We start from the raw sequence: 26,107 nt of genomic DNA on the forward strand, positions 1-26,107 counted from the left end.
AAAGTGTTTTGTAGTTTGTGTGTTCTAAGGATACTTTGTTTTCTTTTTTATGATTTTGTAAGATATGGATTAATTCTTTTAGCGTATTTGCAGTATCTAAATTTTTAAGATCAAGATGAGCTATATCTTTTTTTAAATTATGATTGTTGGCTGCTTTTATGCTACTTAAGAGACTAAAAAAACTTTGTGGAAGATTTTGCTCTTTTAATGCATAATTTAATTTTGTTTCTAAAAAAACTCCAGAATTTTTTACTAAAGTAGAAAGATTTTTAGAATTTGCTTCCTTAGCGGGTTTGATTAATTCCTCTAATATCTTTATAAATTTTTCAAATTCTGGAATCTTAGAAAGTTCTGTTTGGAGTTCTTTTAAATCATTGGCAACATTAGGTGCAAAATTTAAATTTTTATTATTTTTTAATACCGCTAAATTTGGATTTTTTTCTGTGTTAATTTGATCTAAAAGTTTATTTAATAAATCTTGTATTTTTTGATCGACTTTGCTTACATAGTCTTTTGGAAGTTTGATTTCATCTTTAGAGAGAATAGAATTTTTAAAAATATCATTAATCGATGTTTTTTTATCGAGTTTTTCTTTAGTATTTTCTTTGTTAATATCTTTTGAAGTTTCATTTTTTGTAAATTGTTTTTGATTTGAAATATTAGTTATCATCAAGCATTACCATATTGCCAGGTTTTCTTTTAAATTTAGTGAAGTTTTTAAATTTAGGTTTATCGATAGCAAAAAGCACTAAAACACTTAATAAACAAATATAAAAATAAATAAAACCATAAGATTCAAAATAATGCATCAATGTTCCAAGTATTGCAGGTGCAAATAAAGCTCCACAAGAATAAGTAAATAAAACCGCTCTACCTAATTCTACTCTTTTGCTAGAATCATCAAGCATATCATTAGCACGTGCAAGAGAAAGTGCATATAAACAACACATACCCATACCTAATAAAAATCCAAAAAAATATTTAAAATATAGAGATTGATTAAGTAATAATATACAAAGTGTAGCTATTAAGGCTGTAAAAGCACATAATATAATGGCAAATTTACGACTTATTTTATCAGAAAGTGTTCCAATGAAAAGTTGAGAAATAAAGCCTCCAAGCATAGTGCAAAATATAAAAAATGAAGCTTCCTTAGCACCAAAACCTTGTATTAAAATAAACAAAGAAGCCATAGAAAAAAATCCATTTAACAACATACCAGCGATAAAACTTGTAACTAAAGCTAAGGGCACTACATCAAAAACTTTTGGGATAGAGATTTTCGTTTTTTGTGGCAAAATAGGCTCTTTAATGCGAATTAAAAATAAAGGTATAGAAGCAAACATAATAAAACTTGCACTTAGTATAAAAACCGTGTGGCTTGTAAAGTCAAAAGACATTAATAAAATTCCAAATCCAGAAGAAGAATAAAATATAATCTCATAAAATGCTATTACTCTTGAGCGGATAGAATTTTTAGCTTTTTCATTTAACCATGATTCTATAACCATTAAAAGGGCATAATAGCAAAAACCGAGCAAAAATCGCAAAAGCATCCAAAAATATAAATTTGCACTTAAGCTATGAAGCATAGTGGCTATACCAAAAATAATAGCAAAAATTCCAAAAGACCTTATGTGTCCTACTTTAGAAACTATTCTGTGAGCGCAAATGGTGCTTATCATAGCGCCTAAAAAATAACAACTTCCTATGATTCCAATATAAAAATTACTCACTTGATTTTGTTTTAAAATAATTGCTATGGAATTTACGGTCAATGCACTACCGATAAAGATAAAAGCCATTCCGAAAAATAAAGCAGTAAGTGATTGTATAGTTCTTTTTGAGCTTAACATTTTCTTATTAAAAAATTATAAATTAATACCGCTAATGGTGTGATTAACATTGCAATTAATAGGGCAAAAATGTCCATTAAACCTTGAAATTCCAAAACTAAAAATCCTAAAATGAAAAATATATAAGTAAAAATTTTAAATACTGAAAAAAATATCGTAGTATTTTTTAAAATATCTCTTAATTTTGGCTTTAAATCGTCTTCTAAGATAATAAAATTTACAATTTTTGGAAAAGAATCTATTTTTTTTGTAAAAATCTGCAAAGGTTTTTCGGTGAAATGATAGTTTTTAGCTTTTTTTAAGATAAAATTTTTGTAATTTATAAAAGATATTAAAATGATGAAATTTTGTGCAAAAAAACCAAATTCAAAGCTTATTAAACTACTAAATTTGTATCCTTTATAGATAAAAACACCCATTAAAAAAATAAAATTTAATCCCAGCAAAAGACTTATTAAAATTTTAGGTTTTAATATCATTTTTTTAAGTCTTTGTAACGATTTTCTTTTGTAAATTCTTCATAGCTTTTAACTTGTGCTTTGTAAGCTTTAAATACGTTTAAAATAGCTGCACCTATGCCTATAAAAACACCTATCCAAAAAAACCAAGGAATTCCTGTCATTTTTTTTAAAAAAATCCCTATACCTATCCCTATTAAAACAGCGACAACTATAGAAATTCCAAGGCTTAAACCATCTGCTGCTTCTATGCTTTTGCGTATGATTTGTTTTTTCTTACTCATAGAGTTTTAAAGCTTTCATAAGCTGCTTCTATAGTTGTATCTATAATTTTTTTGTTCATACGACTACAAATAAAGGCTGTTTCAAATTGAGAAGGTGCAAGATAGATTCCTTTATTTAGCATTTGAGTATGAAATTTAGCAAAAAGTTCTGTATCTGATTTTAAGGCATCTTTGTAATTATAAACAGGATTTTCACAAAAGAAAAAGCCAAACATAGATCCTACGCAATTTACTTGTAAAGCAATACCACAATCATTTGCCACTTCTTTAAAACCTTTAATTAATCTTTTGCCTAGTTTTTCTAAATTTTTATATAAATCTTCATTTTCTCTTGCTTTTTTAACATTCGCATAGCCAGCTGCCATAGCTAAAGGATTGCCACTTAAAGTTCCTGCTTGATAAACTCCTCCTAAGGGACTTAGCAAATCCATAATTTCAGCTTTTGCGGCAAAAGCAGCAGCTGGCATACCTCCTCCTATTACTTTACCAAAAGTTACTATATCTGCTTTAATATTATAAATTCCATACGAACCAAGATATGAAGCCCTAAAACCACTCATTACTTCATCAAATATGAGTAAGATTTCGTATTGATCACAAATTTTTCTTAGTTCTTGTAAAAATTCTATCTTACCTGGAATTAATCCCATATTTCCAGCTATAGGTTCTATAATAATACAAGCTATATTAGAATCTTTTTCTACTAAAGCTTTAACGCTGTCTATGTCATTATAAGTTGCTATAAGAGTATTTTTTGCTACATCTTCTAAAACTCCTAAAGAACTTGGTGTATTAAAAGTGGCAGCACCACTTCCTGCACTAACTAATAAAGAATCAGAATGCCCGTGATAACATCCTTCAAATTTGATAATTTTATCTTTTTTAGTATATCCTCTTGCAAGACGAATTGCACTCATAGTCGCTTCAGTTCCACTGCTTACGAAACGAATTTTATCTAAATGCTCCCAATCTTGTAAGATAAATTTGGCAAGTTTAGTTTCTATTAAAGTTGGAGCACCAAAACTAGATCCAAGTTTTAATGATTTTTTACAAGCTTTTTCAATATCTTTATCACAATGACCAAAAAGTAATGGACCCCAACTTTGAACATAATCTATGTAAGTTTTATCCTCAATATCAGTTATATAAGCACCTTTACCTTGTTTTATAAATAAAGGACTTGTTTTTACACTTGCAAAAGCACGCACAGGAGAATTAACTCCACCAGCTATAAAATGGCACGCTTCTTCAAAAGCTTTTTCATTGTTTTTCATTGTTTATCCTTGTTGTTTTTAATATACATATAAAGAGATCTTATTTCCTCTTCTGTTAAAGAATAAGTAGGCATAATGCTTTTTAAACCTTGTCCTTTATTAAGTATTTCTCGAAAACGAGCATAATCAATATTTTTAATACTTGGCACAATAAAAGGAACTTTTTCTTTTTGTTGCATATAATAGCCTAAGATTTTTTTTTCACCATTGCCATGGCATTTTGCACAACTTATACCTCTTGGATTTTGATAAAGAGATTCTTGATATTCTCTTGGAGATATAAAATCTTCTGCAAAAGTATTAATAAGAATAAAAAGTGGAAAAAATATAAATTTCATTGCACACCTTTAACAAAAAAAGAAGTTTTGGTATGATACAATCTTTAAGTTAAATAAAGCTATAAAAATTTAAGGAAAAAAATGACGCTTTTAGATGGTCAAAAACTAAGTAGTCAAATAAAAGAAAAGTTGAAAAATGAAGCCGTAGAATTAAAAAATAAGGGTGTTGAACCTTGTTTAGCTGTAATTTTAATAGGTGAAGATAGTGCAAGTGCCACTTATGTGAATTCTAAGGCTAAAGCGTGTGAGCAATGTGGAATTAAATCTTTAGTGTATAAATTAGATAATAACACAACTCAAAATGAATTACTTGCATTGATAAATACACTAAATTATGATGATAGCGTAGATGGAATTTTAGTCCAACTTCCTCTTCCTAATCATATCAACAAAGATATAATCTTAGAAAGTATAAATTCTAATAAAGATGTAGATGGCTTTCATCCTTTTAATGTAGGAAATTTAAATTTAAATTTAAAAAGAGGTTTTTTACCTTGCACTCCTTTAGGTGTAATGAAACTTTTAATGCATTATGGTATCAAAATAAAAGGATCTGATGTCGTGGTAATAGGTGCTTCAAATATAGTAGGGCGACCTATGGCTACACTTTTACTTAATGCAAATGCTAGTGTTAGTATTTGTCATATACATACTAAAGATTTGAAAATCTATACAAAAAACGCAGATATTGTTATAGTTGCTGCTGGCTGTCCTAATCTTTTAAAAGATGATATGATAAAAGATGGTGCAATTGTGGTTGATGTGGGTATTAATAGAGTTGATGGCAAAATAGTTGGCGATGTAGATTTTGACAATGTTAGTAAAAAAGCAAGTTTTATTACTCCTGTCCCTGGTGGAGTTGGACCTATGACAATTGCTATGCTTTTAGAAAATACTATAAAATCTGCTAAAAATAGGGTATAAATATGAATTTTTTAAAAAAAATATATAAATTTACACAATCTTGGACTGGGACTTTAATTATAGTATTGTTGGTAATATTTTTCTTTATACAAGCTTTTACTATACCAAGTGGTTCTATGAAAAATACCCTTTTAGTAGGTGATTTTTTATTTGTAAAAAAATTTTCATATGGTATTCCAATCCCACATATACCTTGGTTAGAAATTCCTATTTTGCCTGATTTTAATAAAAATGGACATTTAATTGATGGTAAAGGTCCGCAAAGAGGAGATATCGTTGTCTTTAGGTATCCACACGATCCTAAAATTCATTATGTAAAAAGGTGTGTAGCTAAAGGTGGTGATGAAATTGTTTTTGCAAATAAAACCTTATATATTCGTATGATAGAAGGTGATGAATATATGAAAGATTTTTATCCTAATAAAACAAAGATGATAGATGGAAAAATTTATGTAAAAGAGCCTTATCTTGAAAGAGGGATCCATTATGATGAGAGAGTGGATATTGAGAATATATTTTTTAGATATTTAAGTTTAGGGCAGTTTGCGATGAAACCTGTTTCATTTAATGAGTTAGGAGTTGATAATATCTATGGTTACAATGCGTATTATTTTAAAGTTCCTAAAAATGAATATTTTATGATGGGTGATAACCGCGATCATTCTAGTGATAGTAGATTTTGGGGTAGTGTAGATTATAAATTTATAGTTGGACAACCTTGGTTTGTTTATTTTTCTTGGGATGAAAATAAAAAGGTTAGATGGGAAAGAGTTGGACGCTTAGTTGAGACAATAGAAAATGACAAGCGTTTTATTTATCACAATGAAAGTGATATAGACTCTTTAGAATAAATTACTTAAAGAAACAAATATTATCAATATGCGTAAAATTTATGTATAGTTTTTACACATTTTTTAAAAAATAGCTATATATCTTTTAGCTTAGTATATTGTTTTAAGTTCTAAACTGCGACAATTACTAAGAAAAATTTAAAGACAAATAAAGGACAAAAAATGCTAAGTCAAAGATCTCAAAATCTTGGAGAGTCTCTCACTTTAGTTATGACTGACATTGCTAAAAATTTAAAAGCAAATGGAGAAAAGGTCATTAGTTTTTCAGCAGGAGAACCAGATTTTGATACTCCAAAAATTATCAAAGATGCAGCAATAAATGCTATAGAAAAAGGTTGTGGTGCATATACACCTGTTGTTGGTACAAAAGAAGTGATAGAAGCAATACAATACAAATTTAAAAATGATAATAACCTTGAATACAAAGCAAATGAAATTATTACAAATGCGGGTGCTAAACATTCTTTATTTATGGCTATTGAATGTTTAGTGCAAGAAGGTGATGAGGTAATTATCCCTAGTCCTTATTGGGTGAGTTATCCTGAAATGGTTAAGTTTGCAGGTGGAACTCCTGTATTTATAGAAGGTGATGCTAAAAATGGATTTAAAATCACACCTGAGCAATTAAAAAATGCACTTACTTCAAAGACTAAAGTTTTAATGTTTAATTCTCCTTCTAATCCTACAGGTTCTATATATTCTAAAGAAGAAATTATTGCTTTAGCCAAAGTTTTAGAAGGAACTGATGTTGTAATTTTAAGTGATGAAATTTATGAAAAATTAGTATATGATGGAAAATTTTACGCATTTGCACAAGCTAGTGAAGATGCTTTTAATAGAACAGTAAGTATCAATGGACTTAGTAAATGTGGAGCAATGCCAGGGTGGCGTTTTGGATATATGGCTAGTAAAATGAGTGAATTTAATAAGGCGGTAAAAAAACTTCAAGGTCAAAGTACTTCTAATGTTTGTTCAATTGTGCAATATGCTGCTTTACCAGCTTTATTGGGTAAGGTAGATGATGATATTGAAGTGATGAAACAAGCTTTTTTAAAACGTAGAGAATTAGCTTGTAAAATTTTGTCTCAATGTTCAAAATTAAAATTAGAACAAATTCCACAAGGAGCCTTTTATTTGTTTATTTCTTGTAAAGAAGTTGATGGTGATTCGATGAGATTTTGCAAGAGATTATTAGAAGAAGAAAAAGTTGCTTTGGTTCCTGGAATAGGATTTGGTATGCAAGGATATTTCAGACTTTCTTATGCAACAAATGAAAAAGATATAGAAGAAGGCTGCCAAAAAATTGTTGATTTTGTAAAAAGATATTAAAATCTATATAAATTAATTTTTAAGCAACTTATATAAGCAGTGGTTGATACAATTTTATAAAAATTACTAAGGTTATAAATGCAGTTTAAAGTTGAGTATAAAAGTGCTAATGCAAGAGCTTGCAAGATTAAAACTTCTCATAGTGAATTTTTAACTCCTATTTTTATGCCTGTTGGAACTTTAGCTGCAGTTAAAAGCTTAGATGCTGTTGATATGAGTGAAATTTTAAATGCTAAAATTATTTTAGCAAATACCTATCATTTATATTTAAGACCTGGTTCGAAGGTTATTAGTAAAATGGGAGGATTGCATGGTTTTAGCAAATTTAACGGATCTTTTTTAACAGATAGTGGAGGTTTTCAAGCTTTCTCTTTAAATAAAAATTCAAAACCAAATGAAGACGGGATTGAATTTAAGAGTCATATTGATGGTAGTTTGCATTATTTTACTCCTCAAAGTGTTTTAGATGCTCAATATGATTTTAATTCTGATATTATGATGATTTTAGATGATTTAGTTGCTTTACCAGCTACTAATGAACGTATTAAACTTTCTTTAAAAAGAACTATTAAATGGGCAAAAGAGGCTATTGAGTATCATAAAATTAAGCAAAATCAAGGTGTAGGTATAGGGCAAAATATTTTTGGAATTATTCAAGGCGGAACTGATTTTGAAGCTAGAAAAAATTGCTCTTTATCACTTTGCGAGATGGATTTTGATGGCTTAGCTATTGGTGGTTTAAGTGTAGGAGAGGAAAATCAAGTGATGTATGATACTATAGAAGCTATGATGCCTTTTGTAGATGAAAATAGACCTAGATATCTTATGGGAGTTGGAACACCAGAAGATTTGGTTGAAAATGTCTCAAGAGGGGTTGATATGTTTGATTGTGTGATGCCAACTAGAAATGCAAGAAATGGGACTTTTTTTACGAGTTTTGGTAAATTTAATATTAAAAAATCTGAATTTATTACAGATCACTTGCCAATAGATTTAAAATGTTCATGTTACACTTGTAAAAATTTTTCAAGAGCTTATTTAAATCATTTATTTAAAGCAAAAGAACTGACTTTTTTTCGTCTTGCAAGTTTGCATAATTTACATTATTATTTAGACTTAGTAAAACAGATGAGAGAAGCCATTGTAAAAGATGAATTTGAAAAATTTAAGAAAGAATTCTACCGACAAAGAATGAATTAAATATAATTATATTTTAAAATACTATAAAAGCAATATATTTAGAATGATAAAATTAGAGGTGGTACGCCCAAGAGGATTCGAACCTCTGACCTTTTGAACCGCAATCAAATGCTCTATCCAGCTGAGCTATGGGCGCACAAAAATATGAGCTGCAATTTTATCAAAAAAATCTTAAAATTAGCAAAAGCAAAATATTTTATGGAATTTTTATATTTTTATGTTAATCTTTTCAAAAAATAGCTAGTTATAGGGTGAAAAATATGATACATAAAATTTTGATAGCTAATAGGGGTGAGATAGCAGTTAGAGTAATACGTGCTTGTCGAGATTTGCATATAAAAAGCGTAGCTGTTTATACTGAACCTGATTATGAGTGTTTGCATGTAAAGGTTGCAGATGAAGCTTATAGGATTGGAACTGACGCTATAAGAGGGTATTTAGATTCTCAAAGAATAGTCGAGATTGCAAAAGCATGTGGTGCTGATGCTATCCATCCTGGTTATGGCTTTTTAAGTGAAAATTATGAATTTGCTAAAGAATGCGAGGATATGGGTATCATTTTTATAGGACCAAAATCTGATGTAATTCGTAAAATGGGAAATAAAAATATTGCAAGATATTTAATGAAAAAAAATGGAATTCCTGTAGTTCCTGGAACTGAAAAATTAAATCACTATACCTTAGAAGAAATTAAACTTCAAGCTTTAAAGATAGGTTATCCTGTTATTTTAAAAGCAAGCGGTGGAGGAGGTGGTAGGGGCATTAGAGTTGTTCATAAAGAAGAAGATTTAGAAAAATCTTTTGATGCATGTAAAAGAGAGGCGCTTAGTTTTTTTAAAAATGATGAAGTGTTTATGGAAAAATATGTGATTAATCCAAGACACATTGAATTTCAAATTTTAGCTGATAATTATGGAAATATTGTTCATCTTTGCGAAAGAGATTGTTCTATACAAAGAAGACATCAAAAAATTATAGAAATTGCTCCTTGTCCAAGTATTTCTGAAAAATTGAGAAAAACTATAGGAGTAACAGCTATAGCTGCGGCTAAAGCTGTTGGATATACTAATGTTGGAACCGTGGAATTTTTACTTGATGATTATAATAGATTTTATTTTATGGAGATGAATACAAGAATTCAAGTAGAACATCCAATTACAGAAGAAATTACAGGGATTGACCTTGTAACAAGACAAATTCGCATTGCAAATGGTGAAATTTTAGATTTAGAACAAAGCGATATTAAGCCAAGAGGTTTTGCTATTGAGGCGAGAATTACAGCTGAAAATGTATGGAAAAATTTCATTCCAAGTCCTGGTAAGGTTACTGAATATTTTCCAGCTTTAGGACCTTCAGTAAGAGTTGATAGTCATTTGTATAAAGGTTATATTGTTCCTCCTTATTATGATTCTTTACTTGCAAAGTTGATTGTAAAAGGTTCAAGTTATGATAGTGCATTAAATAGGCTAGAAAGAGCCTTAAAAGAATTTGTGGTTGATGATATTAGAACTACTATACCATTTTTAATAGCAATTACAAAAATTCGTGAATTTAGAAGAGGGTATTTTGATACTTCATTTATAGAAACTCATATAGAAGAACTTTTAGCAAATACTGAAGATAGATATCAAGAAAACAAAGAAGAGGTAATAGCTGCTATTGCAGCAGCTTTGCAAAAAATAAAAGAAAGTAGAGAGTAATGAGTTTTTTAGAGGAATTAAGAAGTATTAAAAAAGAGCTTCAAAAAGAGCAAGATACGACAACAAAGAAAAAAAGTGAAATAAAATCAAGCAGTAGCGAGATTGATGTAAAAAAAATATCTTTAAAAAGTGAAGAAAATAAGCAAGAAAAAGAATTTGAAGATATTTTTTTAAAAGAAGAACGTCTTGTAAATGAATTTATAGATTTTGTAAAAAGTAGTGATATTAAAAAGATAAAATGAATAGTATAGGTTTTTGCACTTTAGAAGAAAAATGCCCATATCTTGATGATAGAATGTGTAGAAATGAGTATCATTATATCCCTTTAATCACTAAAGATCAAAATCAAGAACTAGTTTCACGGGGATGGAGACGTTTTGGATCATACTTTTCAAGACCCATTTGTAAAGAATGCAATGAATGTCAGAATTTAAGAATTATGACTCAAAATTTTTACTTTAGTAGAAATTATCGTAGAGTTTTTAAGAGAAATACTGCCACTAAAATTATTTTACAAAAGCCTTCTTTGAGTGATGAGCATTTGTTGCTTTATGAGAAATATCATCTCTATCAAAAAGATAAGAAATCGTGGAAAATTTATAATTTAAATTTTAGAAAATACTATAATTTATATGTAGATAATGCTAGGAATTTTGGATATGAACTTGATTTTTATGTAGATAATAAATTAGTGTGCGTGGATTTAATTGATATTTTAAATGATGGAATTTCAAGTATTTATTGTTTTTATGATCCTGAATTTTCACATTTAAGTCTTGGAAAATACTCCCTTTTAACAGAAATTAAACTTGCGCAACTTAAGAATTTAAAATATATATATTTAGGATATTTTGTAAAAAGGTGTCAATCTTTATCATACAAAGCCGATTATAGTCCAAATGAAATTTTAGAATACACTAGTGCTTTAAATGATCAGGCATTTTTATGGCGTTAATTTTTATTGAGAGGGTTTAATGCAAGTTGTTCAAACTTTAGAATCAGTTAGTCTTAATACTGATGATTTTTTAATGTTTAGATATTTTCAAGATCTCATTCGTAAAAATTTTTCGAAAGTTGTAGGAAATAAAAATAAAACATTATCTTTTTTTGTAGAGAATGAGATTCCTCAAAGAAGGTATTTTTTAAAGCTTGTAAATCACAAATATAAAAAAGATACAGGAAATGATATTGACAATCTTGCATTTGCTCATTATAAAACATTTAAATTGAATTTAGCTCAAACAAATGCATTAAAATCTGTTATTTTTGCTAAAATTGGTTTTTCTCAAAAGAATATTTTGATTACTTTAAGTTCTAATGAAAAAATTTTTGCTTTATATTTAGAGCAGTATTTTAAAAATCATAAAAGTTCATATGATGAGAAAAATCGTATTTTTTCAGTGGAATATAAAAATGATGTTACCTTAAATTTATTAGAAATTTTAGCAAGTGTAAATGAGCATTTAAAATATTGTATTGATTTTACTATTAATGAAACGCAACTTTTAGAATTTAGAAACAAAATGAAAAATCAAACAAATATGAATTGGAAATTCAATGCTCTTGCTAAATTATTTGAAAATTATTTTCAAACTTTAGGTTGTAATAATAGTGATGATTTTACAACTATTAGACAAAATTATTTAAATTTAGTCAAAATTTATCATCCTGATCGTCATCAAGGAAAAAGTAAAATAGAGCAAGCTTACTGTAGAGAAGAGTTTGAAAAAATTCAACTTGCTTATGAGAGCTTAAAGTCTTTATATAAAAATAATAATTAACAAAATAACATCATTTTAAGTTGTAATTGATTAAAATTGTCTTTTTAAAAATAGGATAAAATCTTTGGTCGCTGATAGAAAATTATTTTTTTTAAGTTGTATTTTAATCACCATAGGAATACTTTTTTCATATTCTCTTAGTGCTTTTACGGTTCTTTATTTAGAATATAATGAATTTCATTTTTTTATTAGACAACTTTTTTTTGGGCTTAGTGGGATTGGAATAATTTATTTTGTCTCGCGTTTTAATCCAGATGGCAATCAAGCTAAGTATTTGATGATAATAATTTTGGTAATTTCTTTTTTATGTATTATTGTTTTGCCTTTTTTACCTAATTTTTTAGCAACTGCAGCAGGTGGTGCTAAAAGATGGATTAGACTTGGTCCTTTGTCTGTATCTCCTGTTGAATTTTTTAAGATAGGTTTGATATATTTTCTTGCTTGGTCTTATACTAGAAGAATTGATGATAGTAAAAAAGCTATAAAGCACGAAATTTTAATTTTAATTCCATATTTTATCTTGGCAGGGATTGTAATTGGTTATATTTATATTACGCAAAATGACTTAGGACAAAGTGCAATTTCATTTTTTTTGGTTTTTGCTTTAGCATTTTTTGCAGGAGCTAGTAAAAGACTTTTTGCTTTTGGTATAGTGATAGTTGGAATGATAGGGATTTTAGTAATTTTAAATAATCAACGAAGAATTCAACGTATTGCAGCGTGGTGGGGCAATATACAAGATGCATTCTTGCCTTTATTTCCAGATTGGATGGCAAATATTTTAAGAGTGGTTCATAATTCTGAACCATATCAGATTTCTCATAGTTTAAATGCCATTGCACATGGTGGATTTTTTGGAGAAGGCTTGGGACTTGGCACTTTTAAATTAGGATTTTTAAGTGAAGTTCATACAGATTTTGTTTTATCTGGTATAACAGAAGAAGTTGGTTTGTTGGGATTGGCTATGATTTGTTTTATTTATCTACTTGTCATACTTAGAATTTTTAGAATAGCTGGAAGATGTGAAAATAAAATGCATTTTTTGTTTTGTTCTGGAATTGCTTTATTGTTATTATTTTCTTTTTTTATGAATGCTTTTGGAATTATTTCTTTGACTCCGTTAAAAGGTGTTGCTGTCCCACTTTTAAGCTATGGCGGTAGTTCTATGTGGTCTATTTGTCTTGGAATAGGTTATGTTTTGATGATTAGCAAAAAAGTAAAAATTTAGAGTCTAAATAAATGCATTTAAATGTGTTTTATTATAGTATATGTAATTTTTGTATAAGAATAAGTGTAAATAAAGATAGATATTTGATATAATTTGATTTTGTTATTTTAAGGAGAAAAAATGAAGAAAATTTTATATACTACTTTAGCATTATTTTGTGCTTTAGTTTTAGGTGCTTGTTCTAGTGATAAAAGTCAAGCTAATAATACTTCTAGTGAAAAGATTTATAAAGTAGGTATCGCAGCTAATTATCCTCCTTTTGATTTTATAAAAGATACAAAAATAACAGGTTTTGATGTTGATTTATTAGAAGAGATTGCAAGGAGAGAAAAATTTAAACTTGAGTGGATAAATATGAGTTTTGATGGTTTAATTCCTGCATTAAAATCTGGAAAGATAGATATGATAGCTTCTGCTATGAGTTCTACTCCGCAAAGACTAAATAGTATGGATTTTAGTAAGACATATTTTAATACTAAAAATTTATATTTAAAATTAAAAACAAATTCTAGTATTAGCGATAAAAAAAGTCTAGAAGGTAAGAAAATAGGAGTGCAACTTGGCACTATTCAAGAAAATGCTGCTAAAATGATACAAAATTCTCAAGTAGTAGCAAGTGAAGAAATGTTGGCTGCTATTTTAGCTTTGAAAGCTGGTAAGTTAGATGTAGTTCTTACAGATAAAGATATAGGTAAAGGTTATTTAAAAACTAATGATGAGCTTGAAGCTTTCTTAGAGGAAGATGATGGAAGTTCAGGATTTTGTATAGCTTTTGATAAAGGTAAAAATCTTGAACTTATTCAAAAGATTAATGCAGCCTTAGAAGAAATTCAATCTGATGGTACTTATGAAAAAATCGTAGAAAAATATGATTTACAATAGTTATTTCAAAGCTTTGATACTTAATTTCAAAGCTTTGATGAAATAATCTATATCTTCTTTATTATGTATATAATGAAATCCAACCCTTAGCCAGCCTGGTTTAGATTTTAGTTTTTGATTATCTTTTAAACCAAGCAAGTCATGACCATATGGTCCAGCACATGCACAACCTGCTCTTGTTTCTATTTTGTAAGTTTTACTTAATTTATAAGCTAGATCAAATGGAGAAATTCCTTGGATATTAAATGCAAAAATTGGTAGTTTATGAGTAATATTTTTAGCATATAAGATCATATCTGGAAAATCTTTCGCTTGCTTTAAAAAATAATTACATAATTGTTTTTCTTTTTGTTTAATAAAATTAAGTCCAATATCTTGACGTATTTTAAAAGCAAGACTTGCTCTAATTAATTGTATAATTCCAGGTGTTCCACCTTCTTCTAAATTTTCAATTTTACAAAGATATTCTTGAGAGCTTCTAGAAACATAACCAACGGTTCCACCTCCAGCAAAGCTTGGAGTTTGGCCACATAGAGATTTTTTAATCACTAATAATCCACAAGAACCAACCCCACCAAGTAATTTGTGCCCACTAATGAATATTGCATCATAAAATTTAGGATCTAAATTTGCATAAGGAGCTAAAGTTGAAACATCAAATGCCACAATTCCTTTATAGTATTTAATTAGAGTATAAATTTTTTTATAATTACTAATAATGCCTGTAACATTAGAAGCGGCGTTAAAGCTTGCTATTATTTGTCTTCCTTTTGAAGCTTCAAGTATTTTTTTTAAAAAAATAAAATCAATTTCTCCGTTAGGATTTAGCGGTATGCGAATACATTCACACAAAGCTTCTCTAAAAGACAACTCGTTTGAATGATGTTCGTAAGGTCCTATTATGACTAAAGGTAAAGTAGTTTTGTCTATATTTTGAAAGTATATTTCTTTAATTTTAGGAGGTATATACAATCCTAATAATTCTTGAAATTTTTTTATAGCCGCTGAAGAGCCACTACCACAACTAATTAATGCAAAGCTTTCATCAAGTAAGAGATATTTTTTTAAATTTATTCTTGCATTTTCATAATGTTGCTGCGTAATAAAAGAGTTTAAAGAGCTATCTGAATGCGTATTAGCATAAGTTGCAAGATATTTTTTAATTTCTCTTTCTATACTTTTTAAAGCCAATGCACTTGCAGTAAAATCAAAATAATACGTATTTTTTTTTAAAATAATATCTTTTTTTAATTTTTCAATATCCAATAATTTCCCCTGAAAATTTATCAAAATTATAGCATAGGAATAATCTTTAAAAGTAATTTAAAGTTATTCTTATTTTTGATGTTATTAAAATTTGTTATAGTATTTTTAAATTTGCATTTAAAGAGCTAATTAATTTTTAAGAAAATTAAAATTAGATAATAATTTTTTAATCTTATTAGTAAAATATAATAAAATTACACTGCATTAAAATATCAAATATTATAAGTTAGCAATAAGATAATTTATAAATATTTAAATAATAAAATAAAAATTTAGAATCAATTATAAAATTATTTGAAATTTTTATAAATAAGTTTTAAGATTATTTCAAATAAGGAGCACAATTTGCTTTGTAAGCTTTAGAGTATTAATTAAGGATTAAATAATGGATGAAAATATCTTAAAAAGTTTAGATTCTAACGAAAAAGAGGATTTACAACGCGGACTTAAATTTTTAATAGAACAAACATATGTGGTAGAAAATGCGTATAATCAACTAAATGAAAATTATATTGCACTAATGCAAACTATGGATGAAATTATAGAGGTTTTGCCTATGGCTTTATGGGTTTTAGATACCAATAAAAATATTACATTACAAAATAATTTAGCAAAACAACAACCTAAACTTTTAGAAAGTATTGATTTGAAAAAAACACATTATGAACTTGAATTTGAGCATAAATTTTATCTTGTTAAGGTTACTTTTCATGCTGATAAACTTATAGTTAATGCTACAGATATTAGTGATGAAAAAAGAAATGAGAGGCTTGCAAGTATGGGGACGATTGCAGCACATTTAGCACACGAAATTAGAAATCCCATAGGTTCAATTTCTCTTTTGAGTTCTACTTTGTTTGAGAGAAGCGAGCTTAAAAATAAGCATATTGTTTTAGAAATTCAAAAAGCTATTTCTAGAGTAGAGCGTATAGTTAATTCAACTTTATTATTCACAAAGGGAGTGCATGTAAATTTAAATAAATTCAATATAAAAGAGCTTCAAGAAGAATGCGAGCAAGCTATTAATTCTTATAATTATTTGGTTAATATTAATTTTATATTTAATTTTTTTGATTTTACAATTTATGCTGATAAAGCTTTGTTAGCATTGGTTTTGCAGAATTTAATTTATAATGCTATTGATGCGATTGAAGAAACTGAACAAGAAAATGGTGAAATTAAAATTATTTGTTCTCAAAAAGAAGATAAAATTTTCATTAGAGTATATGATAATGGTATGGCAATAAAAGATAAAAAAATAGTTTTTGAGGCGTTTAAAACTACAAAATTAAAAGGAAATGGACTAGGTCTTTCTTTATCTAAACAGATTGTAAAAGCACACGGCGGTATATTAGGATTTGAGGATAATCCTAAATGTTTTTATATTGAACTTAATATTTGATTAATAAGATAAATTTTAGTTTTAACTAAATATAATTCTTTTTCTTGTCCTTATAGCTCAGCTGGATAGAGCACAGAATTCCTAATTCTGAGGCCGCAAGTTCAAATCTTGCTAAGGACGCCATATTTTAAGGAAAAATATGTTTCACATAGTTTTAGTTGAACCTCGCATTCCACAAAATACGGGTAGCATAGGTAGAATGTGCTATAACACAGGGTTTAATTTACATATTATAAATCCTCTCTTTGATGTAGATGAAAAGGCTGTAAAAAGAGCTGGACTTGATTACTGGAAGAAATTAGATCCTATAATATGGTGTGATTTAGATAGTTTTTTACAAGAAAATATAAATTTTCAAGATAGATTCTTTTTTGCTACTACTAAGACAAACCAAGCTTATTTTGACGTAAAATTTCAAAAAGGAGATTTTTTATTTTTTGGTAGTGAGAGTTTTGGACTCCCAGTAAAACTTATGCAAACAAAGTGGGAAAATGCTATTACTATACCGATGAAAGATTGTGGTAGAAGTTTGAATTTGGCTACAAGTGTTGGTATTGTTGCCTATGAAGCTCTAAGACAGAATTTTGATTTTTTTAAAAAATAATTAATGGTTTAAAACTTTATTTAAAAATTCTTTTAATCTTTTATTTTCTGGATTTTCAAATGTTATTTTAGGATTTTCATCAGTTACTATAACGCCTTTATCCATAAAAAATATCCTATTGGCTACATTTTTTGCAAAACCCATCTCATGTGTTACTACAAGCATAGTTAAACCTTCTTTAGCTACTTCTTTCATAATATTTAAAACTTCACCGATCATTTCAGGATCTAAAGCAGATGTTGGTTCATCAAATAAGATGACATCAGGATTCATCATTAAGGATCTTGCTATAGCAATGCGTTGTTTTTGACCCCCAGAAAGATTATGAGGAAAATAATTTTCCTTATCACTTAATCCAACTTTTTTTAATAATAATTTAGCCTTTACAATAGACTCTTCCTTGCTTAGTATTTTTGTTTGTATAGGAGCTAAACATAGATTTTCTAAAACATTTTTATTATTAAAAAGATTAAAATGCTGAAAAACCATACTAACTTTTTGACGAACTTTATTGATATTTGTTTTTTTATTTAATATATTGACATTATTAATGTAAATATTACCACTATCAGGAGTTTCTAATTTATTTAAACAGCGTAAAAAAGTGCTTTTTCCACCACCGCTTGGCCCTATAATGGCTATGATATCTCCTTGTTTTATAGTAGTACTTATATTTTTTAATACTTCTAAATTTCCATATTTTTTAATTAAATTTTCCACTTTAATCATGTTTATTTAGTCTTTCTTCTATAATTTTTGCAATAAGTGTAAAAATTTTAACACTTATATAATAAATAAGGCCAGTAAAAATAATAGGTTTAGGGTTATAATAAATTGCTTGCAAACTTTTACTTTGCATAGTTATATCCATAACGCTTATATACCCTACAATAGAAGTTTCTTTAAATAAAGAAATAAATTCATTCATTAAAGAAGGTAAGATATTTTTTATAGCTTGTGGAAAAATTATCATTCTCATAGAAGTTAAGTAACTAAGCCCCATAGATCTTGCTGCTTCCATTTGTCCTTTATCAATACTTTGAATCCCACTTCTTACAATTTCAGCAACATAAGCAGAGCTGTTTAGACCAAGTGCTATGATAGCGACATAAAAATTATCATTCCACGTTGCAAATATAACTACAGAAAATATAAGTAATTGTAAAAGTATTGGTGTGCCACGTATAATATCTATATACTCATCAATAATAAAATTTAAACTTTCAATTTCTAAAAATCTCAAAAAAGCTATTAAAAAACCAAGTATTATTCCTATAATGACTCCACCTATAGTTAAGCCTAAAGTTATGAAATAGCTTTTCACGTAAGCTTGTGCTTCAATTGTGTAAGCTAATTTCCCCGTAACAATACCATTGTGATCTCTAACTTGTAAAATTTCAATAGGAAAAGAAAAATAAGCCCAAAAAGTAACTATGCTAAAAAATACAAATAATTTAAATGTGTTTTTTTTCAATTTACATACCTTTTTTTGCTTCAAAAATTTAGAAAATTACAAGTTTATACAAATAAAGTTTTCTTTTTTCTTAAAAATTTACAATAGATGAAAAAGTTGCAAGTAAAACTAAAATTTTATTTAGATAGAAAAATAAAAATAAAAATAAAATAAAATTATATTTTTTTATGAGAAATTCATTTTTTTATGTTAAATTTATCTGTGTTGTATTTTATAAAAAAGGAAATAAATATGGATTTTGTATCTTCAATCGTCGATCTTATCAATGATAGGTATTATTCTATTTTAGTTTTACTACTTATTATTACTGGATTTTACTATAGTTATATAACAGGTTTTGTGCAGTTTCGTATGTTGCCTTATGTGTTTAATCTTTTAACAGAAAAACAAGAAGAACGAGGAAAACATCATATTTCACCTTTTCAAGCTTTAATGATCTCAACTGCTTCAAGAGTTGGTATAGGAAATATAGCAGGTATTGCCATAGCTATAGTTTTAGGTGGACCTGGTGCTTTATTTTGGATGTGGGTTATGGCCTTTTTTGGTGGAGCATCTGCCTTTGCTGAAAGTACTTTAGCGCAAGTTTATAAAAGTCGTGATGGTAAAAGCTTTAAAGGAGGTCCAGCATATTATATAAGCAAAGCTTTGAATTTAAGATGGCTTGGAGCAATTTTTGCATTAATTTTGATTATCACGTATGCTTATGGTTTTAATGGACTTCAAAGCCAAACTATGACTTCTGCTTTTGAATTTTATTATAAAGGAATGGCTGATAATGCTGAAATAAGTTTTGCACAAAGTTGGTGGCCTATTGCCATTGGTGCAATTTTATCTTTATTTGCTGCTTTTTTATTTTTTGGAGATCATACAAAGATTGGTAAAGCTAGCTCAATTATAGTACCGATTATGGCGATGATTTATATTGGATTAGCTATTATTGCTATGATTATGCATTATGAAAAAATTCCTGAAGTAATGTCTATGATTTTTAAAAGTGCATTTGATTTTGAGGCAATTTTTGGTGGTTTTGCGGGTTCAGCTTTAGTTATTGGTATAAAAAGAGGGCTGTTTTCAAATGAAGCTGGTATGGGATCAGCTCCAAACGCTGCAGCTGCAGCATTTACAACGCATCCTGCAAAGCAAGGTGCTATTCAAGCCTTTTCTGTTTTGATTGATGTTATTATTTGTACCAGTTCAGGATTTTTAGTGTTATTTTCTCTAGCTTATGCAAACAATATTGGTCTTGATGGAAAACCTATTTTAACTGCATTGCCTTTAGTGCAAGAAACTATGAGAGAGTATTATGGAAATTTAGGAGTGCATTTTACTACCATAAGTATAGTATTGTTTGCTATAACTTCATTAATTGGGAATTATTATTATGCACAAGCAAATATTAAATACCTAACTCGCAATCCTATCATAATTAATATATTTAAACTTAGCGCTGTGCTTATGATTTTTATTGGTGCAAATATGGATTTACAATTTGCTTGGAATTTAGCTGATGCGACTATGGCTCTTATGGCAACAATTAATATTGTATCTATTTTATTGCTTGGTAAAATAGTGAAAAAAGTTTTGAAAGATTTTAGTGAGCAAAAAAAACAAGGAAAAGACCCTGTTTTTAATGCATCAAAACTTGGGATTAAAAATGCAGAGTGTTGGGATTAATGATTGATTATATTGTAATCACTTTTTTTGTATTTTTTGTAATCTTTCTTGTATTTGGCTTTAATCGGCAAATGCAAGAAAGAGCAAAAAAAAGAGAAGAAAAAGCCACAAAGAGAGAAAAATTTAAAAAAAATCAGTAGAATAACTAGAAAATTATAAAATAAAGAGTAAATAATGAAAATGTTAGTTGAAATAGGTGTTGAAGAATTGCCTGCTATCCCTTTGTTAAAAGAATTGCCATATATTCAAGAAAAATGGGAAAATATACTCGATAAATATCATTTAAAATCTGATTTTAAATTTTATTATACTCCAAGGAGATTAGTTTTTTTACATGAGCATTTTAGTGTAAAACAAGATGATTCATTTGTGGAAATCATAGGTGCTCCAAAACATATCGCTTATAAAGATGGTAAATTAACAGAAGCTGGACTTAGTTTTTTAAAAAAATCAGATTTAAAAGAAAACGAGATAGAAATTAAAGAAATAAAAGGTAAAGAAGTTTTATATTGTCAAAAAAAAATACAAGGCTTAAAGAGTGAGCAGGTTTTGCCTAAAATGATAGAAGAATTTCTTAGAAGCTTAAATTTTGGTAAAACTATGAGATGGGGTGATGGTAAATTTGAATTTATTAGAGCAATTCGTTCATTTTGTTGTATTTTGGATAATAAATTAGTAGATTTTGAAAGTTATGGTGTAAAAAGTTCTATGAGTACTTTTATACACAGAAGTATTAGTTATGATTTAATTCCTTTTGAAGGCATTGATGGATATTTTGAAATTTTAGAAAAAAATTATGTAATTTTAGATCAAAATATAAGAAAACAAATTATCATAGAGCAATTAAAAAAGCTTGAAAAAGAAAATAATATAAATATTATAAATGATGAAGAATTATTAGCTGAAGTTGTTGCTATAACAGAATACCCAACAGCATTATTAGGATATTTTGAAGAAGAGTATTTAGAAATTCCAAGTGAAGTAATCATCACTTCTATGAGAGAAAATCAGCGTTATTTTGCAGTATTAAAAAATGAAATTTTAAGTAATAACTTTATTGTAGTTGCAAATGCGGTTTGTGATAATTATTCTAAAATTATTTATGGAAATGAAAAAGTTTTAAAGGCTAGATTAAGTGATGCAATGTTTTTTTGGAAAAATGATTTAGCCCAAGGTTTGTGCAATGAAAAAATTAATCAAATGTTATATTTAGAGGGTCTTGGAACTTTAAAAGATAAAATTGAGCGTGAAAAAGATATAGCATTAAAATTGTGTAAAATATTAGGTAATTTTGATGAAGATACAATTGTGCAAGCTATAGAGTATTCTAAAGCAGATCTTAGCACGCAAATGGTATATGAATTTACTAATTTGCAAGGTATTATGGGATCATATTATGCAAAAGCTATGGGTATGAGTGATGAAATTTGTTTAGCAATTAAAGAACAATATTTGCCTAATGGAGATACTTCTAATCTTCCAAGTAATGAAATTTCATCTATAGTCGCATTGGCAAATAAATTTGATACTTTAATAGGATTATTTGCTATGGGAAAAATTCCTAATGGAAATAAAGATCCTTACGCCTTGCGTAGAGCTGCAAATGGTGTATTAAAGATTATTTTAAATTTGGGAAAAAATTTTGATATTGAAGATTTTTTAAGAGATGTTACACCTAGATATAAGAATTTTGATTGGAAGATTTTGCTTGATTTTATTTTAGAACGTTTGCATACATTTTATAATATCAATGCGTCTTTTATTAAGGCAGTGCTTAATGTTAAAAATTATGATATTTTGCATATTGATCGTTCTGTGAAAGCTTTAATGAGTATTGTTGATAGTGGTGATTTTGATAAAAATTTTTCTACTTTTAAGCGTCTTGCAAATATTGCTATTGCTAGTGAAATTGAAATAAAAGAGAAGTTATTTACTACACAAGAGGAAAAAAATCTCTATCAAGCATTTTTACAATGTAAGCAAAATAACAATCAAATTGATTTATATTTAAAAAATCTTTTTGCATTAAAATCTCAAATTGATGCATTTTTTGATAATGTTATGATTAATGATAAAAATGAAGAGATTAAAATTAATCGTCAAGCTATGGTATTTACGATTTATAAAGAATTTCTTAAAATAGCGGATATAAAAGAAATTAGTTTATGAAAAAAATTTCTATATTTTTAATTATTTTTTTTTATATTCTTAATGCGAAAGAGATAAAGCTTGTCAATGGGCAAGTTTTATTTTTAGATTTTAATAAAAGTCATTTTTCTAAAATTTATTTTCAAGATAAGTCAATTCCGTATTTTGTTTATAATAATAAAATTATAACAAGTATTGCTATGCCCTATAAGATACCAAAAGATATGGAGTTGTTTGTAGAATTTAAAAATAATAGCAAGGAAAAAATTTACATTAAAGCAATTAATGGAACTTACAAAAAAGAAATCTTAAAAGTTGATGCATCTAAAGTAAATCCTCCAAAAGAGGTATTAAATCGCATTAATAAGGAGTATCAAGAAGCAATAAAAATCTATAATACCTATACAGATAAACTCCTTTTTGATGGCAAATTTATTTACCCTATAACAAGTAAAATTACTAGTGAGTTTGGAAAAGCAAGGATTTTTAATGATACTTTAAAAAGTTATCATAGCGGAACTGATTTTAGAGCAAGTATTGGCACTAAAATTCACGCAAGTAATAGCGGAATAGTAAAAATTGCGTCTAATAGATATTATGCTGGAAAGTCGGTTGTGATTGATCATGGTTATGGCATTTATTCGCAATATTATCATTTGTCTAAAATTCTTGTATGCGAAGGTCAAAAGGTTAAAAAAGGAGAAATTATAGGTTTAAGCGGTATGAGTGGTAGGGTTACTGGAGCACATTTACATTTTGGGATTTTGGTAAATGGTGTTCAGGTTGATCCGGTGGATTTTATTTTTAAATTTAATAAACTTTGATGATTACTTTTAGTCAGTTTTTTAAGCAATGGAGTAGAGCTTATTATGCTCAATCTGTAGAGATTGGAAAACGAGGAGATTTTTATACAGCAGTAAGTGTAGGAAATTTATTTGGAGTTTTGCTTGCGAATCATTTTTTAAAGCTTATTGATGATAAAAAAATATTTTTGCCAGTTAATGTTGTTGAAATTGGAGCGAATGAGGGGTATTTAGCGTTTGATTTTTTGCAAGCTTTATACACATTAAGACCTGCTATATTAGATGAAATTCAATTTCATATTATAGAACCTCATAAAAGATTACGAGTTAAACAAAGTTCGTTATTTCTTAAGTATGAACTTGATGTTAAAATACATGAAAGTTTTAATACTTGTTGTTTTGAGAATACTTTTTTTTATGCTAATGAATTATTTGATTGTTTTGCTTGCGAGCTTATTTTAGGAGATATGATGGCTTATGTAGATAAGAACTATCATATTTATTTTAAAAAAGCAAATGAAAAAATACTACAACAATGTAAGCGATATAATATTACAAATTCTGAATTATGTATAGAATACCATTCTTTTTTTAAAAAACTAAAAAGTAGTTGTAAAAATATTATTTTTGATTGTTTTGATTATGCTAAAAAAGAAGAAAAAATTAGCACTAGAATATATAAAAATCATCAAACATATAATATTTTAGATGAAAAATTGCAGGATTTTTTTGGTAAAAGTGATATTACTTATAATGTAAATTTTGAACATCTTATCAAAGTTTTACAAGAAGAAGATTTTATTATTTTAGATTTTAAAAATCAAAATGAGGCTTTAATTGATTTTGGTTTAGAAGAAATTTTAAATTTGACTAAGAAAAATAATGAAAGCATATATAAAAATTTTATCAACCAAAGTCAAAATTTAGTTTTTAATTTTGGTGATAAGTTTAAATTTTTAGAATTTAAACTTTAAAATTATTATTAACAATATCTAATCCAAAGCCTTTTAATGCTATAAATTCTTTATCATTATTTTCACTTAGTAATTTTATTTTTGATATATTTAAATATCTTAAAATTTGAGCTCCAATTCCGTAGCTTCTAAATTGATAACTTTCTTTTTTTTCATTATTCATAAAGATGATAATTCCATTTTCTTTATTTAAAAATTCAATTTGTTTTAAAAGTTCATTAAATTTATTAGAAGTTAAAAGCTCAAAATCACTTCCATTAAGATAAAATTTTACATTTTCACATTCTTTTAGTTTTCCAAATAAAAATACTATATGTTCATTATCTTTATGATCTTTAAATATCAATTTTTTTGTATTAAATCCAGCTAATGAACTTTGTTCTTCTTTGACAAGCTGAATAAGACTTTCATTCTTTAAACGATACTCAATTAAATCAGCAATAGTAATCATATTAATGCAATGTTTTTTGCAAAACTTTTCTAAATCAGATCTTCTAGCCATGTTTCCATCATCTTTTACTATTTCACAAATTACACACGCTTCCTTTAATTTTGCTAAACGACATAAATCTACCGTGCCTTCTGTATGGCCAGTTCTTTCTAAGACACCACCTTTTTTAGCAATTAGTGGATTAATATGACCAGGACGCACAAAATCTTCAGCTTTTGCATCTTCTTTTGCAAAAATTTGCACAGTCATATTTCTTTCAAATGCACTTACTCCAGTGCTTGCATCTTTAGCATCAACCGTTATAGTGAAAGCAGTTTCATGATTGGAAGTATTATTAGGAACCATCAAAGGTAAGTTAAATTTATTTGCAAGTTTTTCACTTAATGCTACACAAACTACACCTTTAGCGTGTGTGATAGCAAAATTTATTTTTTCTTGAGTGCTAAATTGTGCAGGAAAAATTAAATCCCCTTCATTTTCTCTATCTTCTGCATCAACCATCACAAGCATTTTGCCTTCTTGTAATTCTTTAATGGCTTGCTCTATACTTATAAGACTCATATTATTTCCTTGAAATTATGTATAAAACGGCAAATTATATCATTTTTACTACACAAGTTCAAACACATTTGGCATTTTCTTAGTTAATAAAAATTACTATTTTATTTATTAATCAATAAAGCTAACTAAGAAATATTTATGCAAATAGATTATTTATTTATATCTAGAGGTATAAAAGGATTTGATAATTATTATAAAGATTTATTATTCACAGATATTAAAGAATTTAATCAAGAAATGGCTAAGTAGTTAATAGCTTATAATACTATCTTGCCACATTTAGCTTTAAATTATAAAACTTCGTTGTAATACGCTTAGAAAAAGATAGTAAAAAGTGCTAAATGTTAAGGATTGATATATTTTCTTGACAAAAAATTTAAAATAATATATAATTCCAAAATTATTATTTAGGCATTGGGGTATCGCCAAGCGGTAAGGCAACAGGTTTTGGTCCTGTCATCAGGGGTTCGAATCCCTTTACCCCATCCACAATCTAAGTAAATTATTGTCGCGAAGTAGAGCAGTGGTTAGCTCGTCGGGCTCATAACCCGAAGGTCGGAAGTTCAAATCTTCCCTTCGCAACCATATATTATATCTTCACCTTCAAGAATTTTAAAGCTAAAAATTTCCTAGAAACACTAATAA

Annotated in this window: 25 protein-coding genes, 4 tRNA genes and 1 pseudogene; 19 read left to right on the forward strand and 11 right to left on the reverse strand. The window is 27.6% G+C overall.

Going from position 1 to position 26,107, the window contains the following annotated elements; genetic code table 11:
* From QZ429_RS04405 to QZ429_RS04430, 6 genes and pseudogenes are all read right to left on the reverse strand, one after another.
* Positions 1 to 670 (reverse strand): annotated as a pseudogene (locus QZ429_RS04405) (flagellar hook-length control protein FliK); the annotation flags it as partial.
* A complete protein-coding gene (locus QZ429_RS04410) occupies positions 660 to 1,856 on the reverse strand; it encodes an MFS transporter (protein WP_291951666.1) in 1,197 nt (398 codons plus the stop codon). The pseudogene QZ429_RS04405 and the gene QZ429_RS04410, both read right to left, overlap by 11 nt.
* Positions 1,850 to 2,335 (reverse strand): hypothetical protein, encoded by a 486-nt coding sequence (locus tag QZ429_RS04415; protein WP_291951669.1) that lies wholly within the window; start codon positions 2,333 to 2,335, stop codon positions 1,850 to 1,852. The genes QZ429_RS04410 and QZ429_RS04415 overlap by 7 nt, the downstream gene beginning before the upstream one ends.
* Positions 2,332 to 2,598 (reverse strand): AtpZ/AtpI family protein, encoded by a 267-nt coding sequence (locus QZ429_RS04420; protein ID WP_291951672.1) that lies wholly within the window; start codon positions 2,596 to 2,598, stop codon positions 2,332 to 2,334. The genes QZ429_RS04415 and QZ429_RS04420 overlap by 4 nt, the downstream gene beginning before the upstream one ends.
* Positions 2,595 to 3,872, reverse strand: a complete 1,278-nt coding sequence (gene hemL / locus QZ429_RS04425) for a glutamate-1-semialdehyde 2,1-aminomutase (protein WP_291951675.1) — start codon at positions 3,870 to 3,872, stop codon at positions 2,595 to 2,597. The genes QZ429_RS04420 and hemL overlap by 4 nt, the downstream gene beginning before the upstream one ends.
* A complete protein-coding gene (locus QZ429_RS04430) occupies positions 3,869 to 4,210 on the reverse strand; it encodes a cytochrome c (RefSeq protein ID WP_291951677.1) in 342 nt (113 codons plus the stop codon). Before QZ429_RS04430 ends, hemL begins: the two co-directional genes overlap by 4 nt.
* 81 nt (positions 4,211 to 4,291) lie before the next feature.
* Between QZ429_RS04430 and folD the strand changes: the two genes are divergently transcribed.
* From folD to tgt, 4 genes are all read left to right on the forward strand, one after another.
* Complete coding sequence (gene folD, locus QZ429_RS04435; protein WP_291951680.1) at positions 4,292 to 5,134, forward strand: bifunctional methylenetetrahydrofolate dehydrogenase/methenyltetrahydrofolate cyclohydrolase FolD; 843 nt, start codon at positions 4,292 to 4,294, stop codon at positions 5,132 to 5,134.
* Positions 5,135 to 5,136: 2 nt separating this feature from the next.
* Entirely contained in the window at positions 5,137 to 5,985 is an 849-nt protein-coding gene (gene lepB, locus QZ429_RS04440) for a signal peptidase I (RefSeq protein ID WP_291951684.1), read from the forward strand.
* A gap of 162 nt (positions 5,986 to 6,147) precedes the next feature.
* Positions 6,148 to 7,314: a pyridoxal phosphate-dependent aminotransferase gene (locus tag QZ429_RS04445; protein ID WP_291951688.1), complete on the forward strand. Its 1,167-nt coding sequence runs from the start codon at positions 6,148 to 6,150 to the stop codon at positions 7,312 to 7,314.
* A gap of 78 nt (positions 7,315 to 7,392) precedes the next feature.
* Complete coding sequence (gene tgt, locus QZ429_RS04450) at positions 7,393 to 8,514, forward strand: tRNA guanosine(34) transglycosylase Tgt (RefSeq protein ID WP_291951691.1); 1,122 nt, start codon at positions 7,393 to 7,395, stop codon at positions 8,512 to 8,514.
* A 59-nt stretch (positions 8,515 to 8,573) separates the two neighbouring features.
* On the opposite strand, the gene QZ429_RS04455 is transcribed toward tgt, so the two are convergent.
* Positions 8,574 to 8,650: transfer RNA gene (locus QZ429_RS04455), tRNA-Arg, on the reverse strand.
* A gap of 124 nt (positions 8,651 to 8,774) precedes the next feature.
* On the opposite strand from QZ429_RS04455, the gene QZ429_RS04460 reads away from it, so the two are divergent.
* The 6 genes from QZ429_RS04460 (at position 8,775) to QZ429_RS04485 (ending at position 14,105) form a co-directional block, all read left to right on the forward strand.
* Positions 8,775 to 10,214 (forward strand): acetyl-CoA carboxylase subunit A, encoded by a 1,440-nt coding sequence (locus QZ429_RS04460; RefSeq protein WP_291951695.1) that lies wholly within the window; start codon positions 8,775 to 8,777, stop codon positions 10,212 to 10,214.
* Entirely contained in the window at positions 10,214 to 10,456 is a 243-nt protein-coding gene (locus QZ429_RS04465) for a hypothetical protein (RefSeq protein ID WP_291951697.1), read from the forward strand. Before QZ429_RS04460 ends, QZ429_RS04465 begins: the two co-directional genes overlap by 1 nt.
* Positions 10,453 to 11,169, forward strand: coding sequence for an arginyltransferase (locus QZ429_RS04470; RefSeq protein ID WP_291951700.1), 717 nt, complete (start codon positions 10,453 to 10,455; stop codon positions 11,167 to 11,169). Before QZ429_RS04465 ends, QZ429_RS04470 begins: the two co-directional genes overlap by 4 nt.
* Positions 11,170 to 11,188: 19 nt before the next feature.
* Positions 11,189 to 11,995 carry an adenylosuccinate lyase gene (locus QZ429_RS04475; protein ID WP_291951703.1) on the forward strand — a complete coding sequence of 269 codons (807 nt, stop codon included), beginning with the start codon at positions 11,189 to 11,191 and terminating at the stop codon, positions 11,993 to 11,995.
* Positions 11,996 to 12,059: 64 nt separating this feature from the next.
* Positions 12,060 to 13,223: a putative lipid II flippase FtsW gene (gene ftsW / locus QZ429_RS04480; protein WP_291951706.1), complete on the forward strand. Its 1,164-nt coding sequence runs from the start codon at positions 12,060 to 12,062 to the stop codon at positions 13,221 to 13,223.
* A 120-nt stretch (positions 13,224 to 13,343) separates the two neighbouring features.
* Positions 13,344 to 14,105 (forward strand): transporter substrate-binding domain-containing protein, encoded by a 762-nt coding sequence (locus tag QZ429_RS04485; RefSeq protein ID WP_291951709.1) that lies wholly within the window; start codon positions 13,344 to 13,346, stop codon positions 14,103 to 14,105.
* Here QZ429_RS04485 and QZ429_RS04490 read toward each other — a convergent pair whose 3' ends face one another.
* Positions 14,106 to 15,371 (reverse strand): aminotransferase class V-fold PLP-dependent enzyme, encoded by a 1,266-nt coding sequence (locus QZ429_RS04490; protein ID WP_291951712.1) that lies wholly within the window; start codon positions 15,369 to 15,371, stop codon positions 14,106 to 14,108.
* Between the two features lie 385 nt (positions 15,372 to 15,756).
* Here QZ429_RS04490 and QZ429_RS04495 point away from each other — a divergent pair, with 385 nt between their 5' ends.
* The 3 genes from QZ429_RS04495 (at position 15,757) to QZ429_RS04505 (ending at position 17,377) form a co-directional block, all read left to right on the forward strand.
* Positions 15,757 to 16,773: a HAMP domain-containing sensor histidine kinase gene (locus QZ429_RS04495; RefSeq protein WP_291951715.1), complete on the forward strand. Its 1,017-nt coding sequence runs from the start codon at positions 15,757 to 15,759 to the stop codon at positions 16,771 to 16,773.
* A gap of 46 nt (positions 16,774 to 16,819) precedes the next feature.
* Positions 16,820 to 16,896: transfer RNA gene (locus QZ429_RS04500), tRNA-Arg, on the forward strand.
* A 16-nt stretch (positions 16,897 to 16,912) separates the two neighbouring features.
* Complete coding sequence (locus tag QZ429_RS04505) at positions 16,913 to 17,377, forward strand: tRNA (cytidine(34)-2'-O)-methyltransferase (RefSeq protein ID WP_291951718.1); 465 nt, start codon at positions 16,913 to 16,915, stop codon at positions 17,375 to 17,377.
* Here the strand turns inward: QZ429_RS04505 and QZ429_RS04510 are convergent, their stop codons facing one another.
* Together QZ429_RS04510 and QZ429_RS04515 are read right to left on the reverse strand one after the other, a co-directional pair.
* Positions 17,378 to 18,106 carry an amino acid ABC transporter ATP-binding protein gene (locus QZ429_RS04510; RefSeq protein WP_291951721.1) on the reverse strand — a complete coding sequence of 243 codons (729 nt, stop codon included), beginning with the start codon at positions 18,104 to 18,106 and terminating at the stop codon, positions 17,378 to 17,380. It abuts the gene before it with no gap.
* The gene (locus QZ429_RS04515; RefSeq protein ID WP_291951724.1) at positions 18,099 to 18,851 is read right to left on the reverse strand and encodes an amino acid ABC transporter permease; all 753 of its coding nucleotides are present in this window, start codon (positions 18,849 to 18,851) and stop codon (positions 18,099 to 18,101) included. Before QZ429_RS04515 ends, QZ429_RS04510 begins: the two co-directional genes overlap by 8 nt.
* Before the next feature lie 231 nt (positions 18,852 to 19,082).
* Between QZ429_RS04515 and QZ429_RS04520 the strand changes: the two genes are divergently transcribed.
* The 4 genes from QZ429_RS04520 (at position 19,083) to QZ429_RS04535 (ending at position 24,450) form a co-directional block, all read left to right on the forward strand.
* On the forward strand, positions 19,083 to 20,525 hold the full coding sequence (locus tag QZ429_RS04520; protein ID WP_291951727.1) for an alanine/glycine:cation symporter family protein: 1,443 nt from the start codon (positions 19,083 to 19,085) through the stop codon (positions 20,523 to 20,525).
* Positions 20,526 to 20,696: 171 nt separating this feature from the next.
* On the forward strand, positions 20,697 to 22,694 hold the full coding sequence (gene glyS / locus QZ429_RS04525; RefSeq protein WP_291951739.1) for a glycine--tRNA ligase subunit beta: 1,998 nt from the start codon (positions 20,697 to 20,699) through the stop codon (positions 22,692 to 22,694).
* Entirely contained in the window at positions 22,691 to 23,497 is an 807-nt protein-coding gene (locus tag QZ429_RS04530) for a M23 family metallopeptidase (RefSeq protein WP_291951730.1), read from the forward strand. The genes glyS and QZ429_RS04530 overlap by 4 nt, the downstream gene beginning before the upstream one ends.
* On the forward strand, positions 23,497 to 24,450 hold the full coding sequence (locus QZ429_RS04535) for an SAM-dependent methyltransferase (protein WP_291951733.1): 954 nt from the start codon (positions 23,497 to 23,499) through the stop codon (positions 24,448 to 24,450). Before QZ429_RS04530 ends, QZ429_RS04535 begins: the two co-directional genes overlap by 1 nt.
* Here the strand turns inward: QZ429_RS04535 and QZ429_RS04540 are convergent.
* Positions 24,440 to 25,462, reverse strand: coding sequence for a bifunctional 3,4-dihydroxy-2-butanone 4-phosphate synthase/GTP cyclohydrolase II (locus QZ429_RS04540; protein ID WP_291951736.1), 1,023 nt, complete (start codon positions 25,460 to 25,462; stop codon positions 24,440 to 24,442). The genes QZ429_RS04535 and QZ429_RS04540 overlap by 11 nt on opposite strands.
* Positions 25,463 to 25,877: 415 nt before the next feature.
* Between QZ429_RS04540 and QZ429_RS04545 the strand changes: the two genes are divergently transcribed.
* Positions 25,878 to 25,951 (forward strand) — tRNA-Gln (locus tag QZ429_RS04545).
* A 20-nt stretch (positions 25,952 to 25,971) separates the two neighbouring features.
* Positions 25,972 to 26,047: transfer RNA gene (locus tag QZ429_RS04550), tRNA-Met, on the forward strand.
* Positions 26,048 to 26,107 lie beyond the last annotated feature (60 nt).

Origin of the sequence: Campylobacter sp. (assembly GCF_020024835.1) — a bacterium.
Taxonomy (GTDB): Bacteria; Campylobacterota; Campylobacteria; order Campylobacterales; family Campylobacteraceae; genus Campylobacter_D.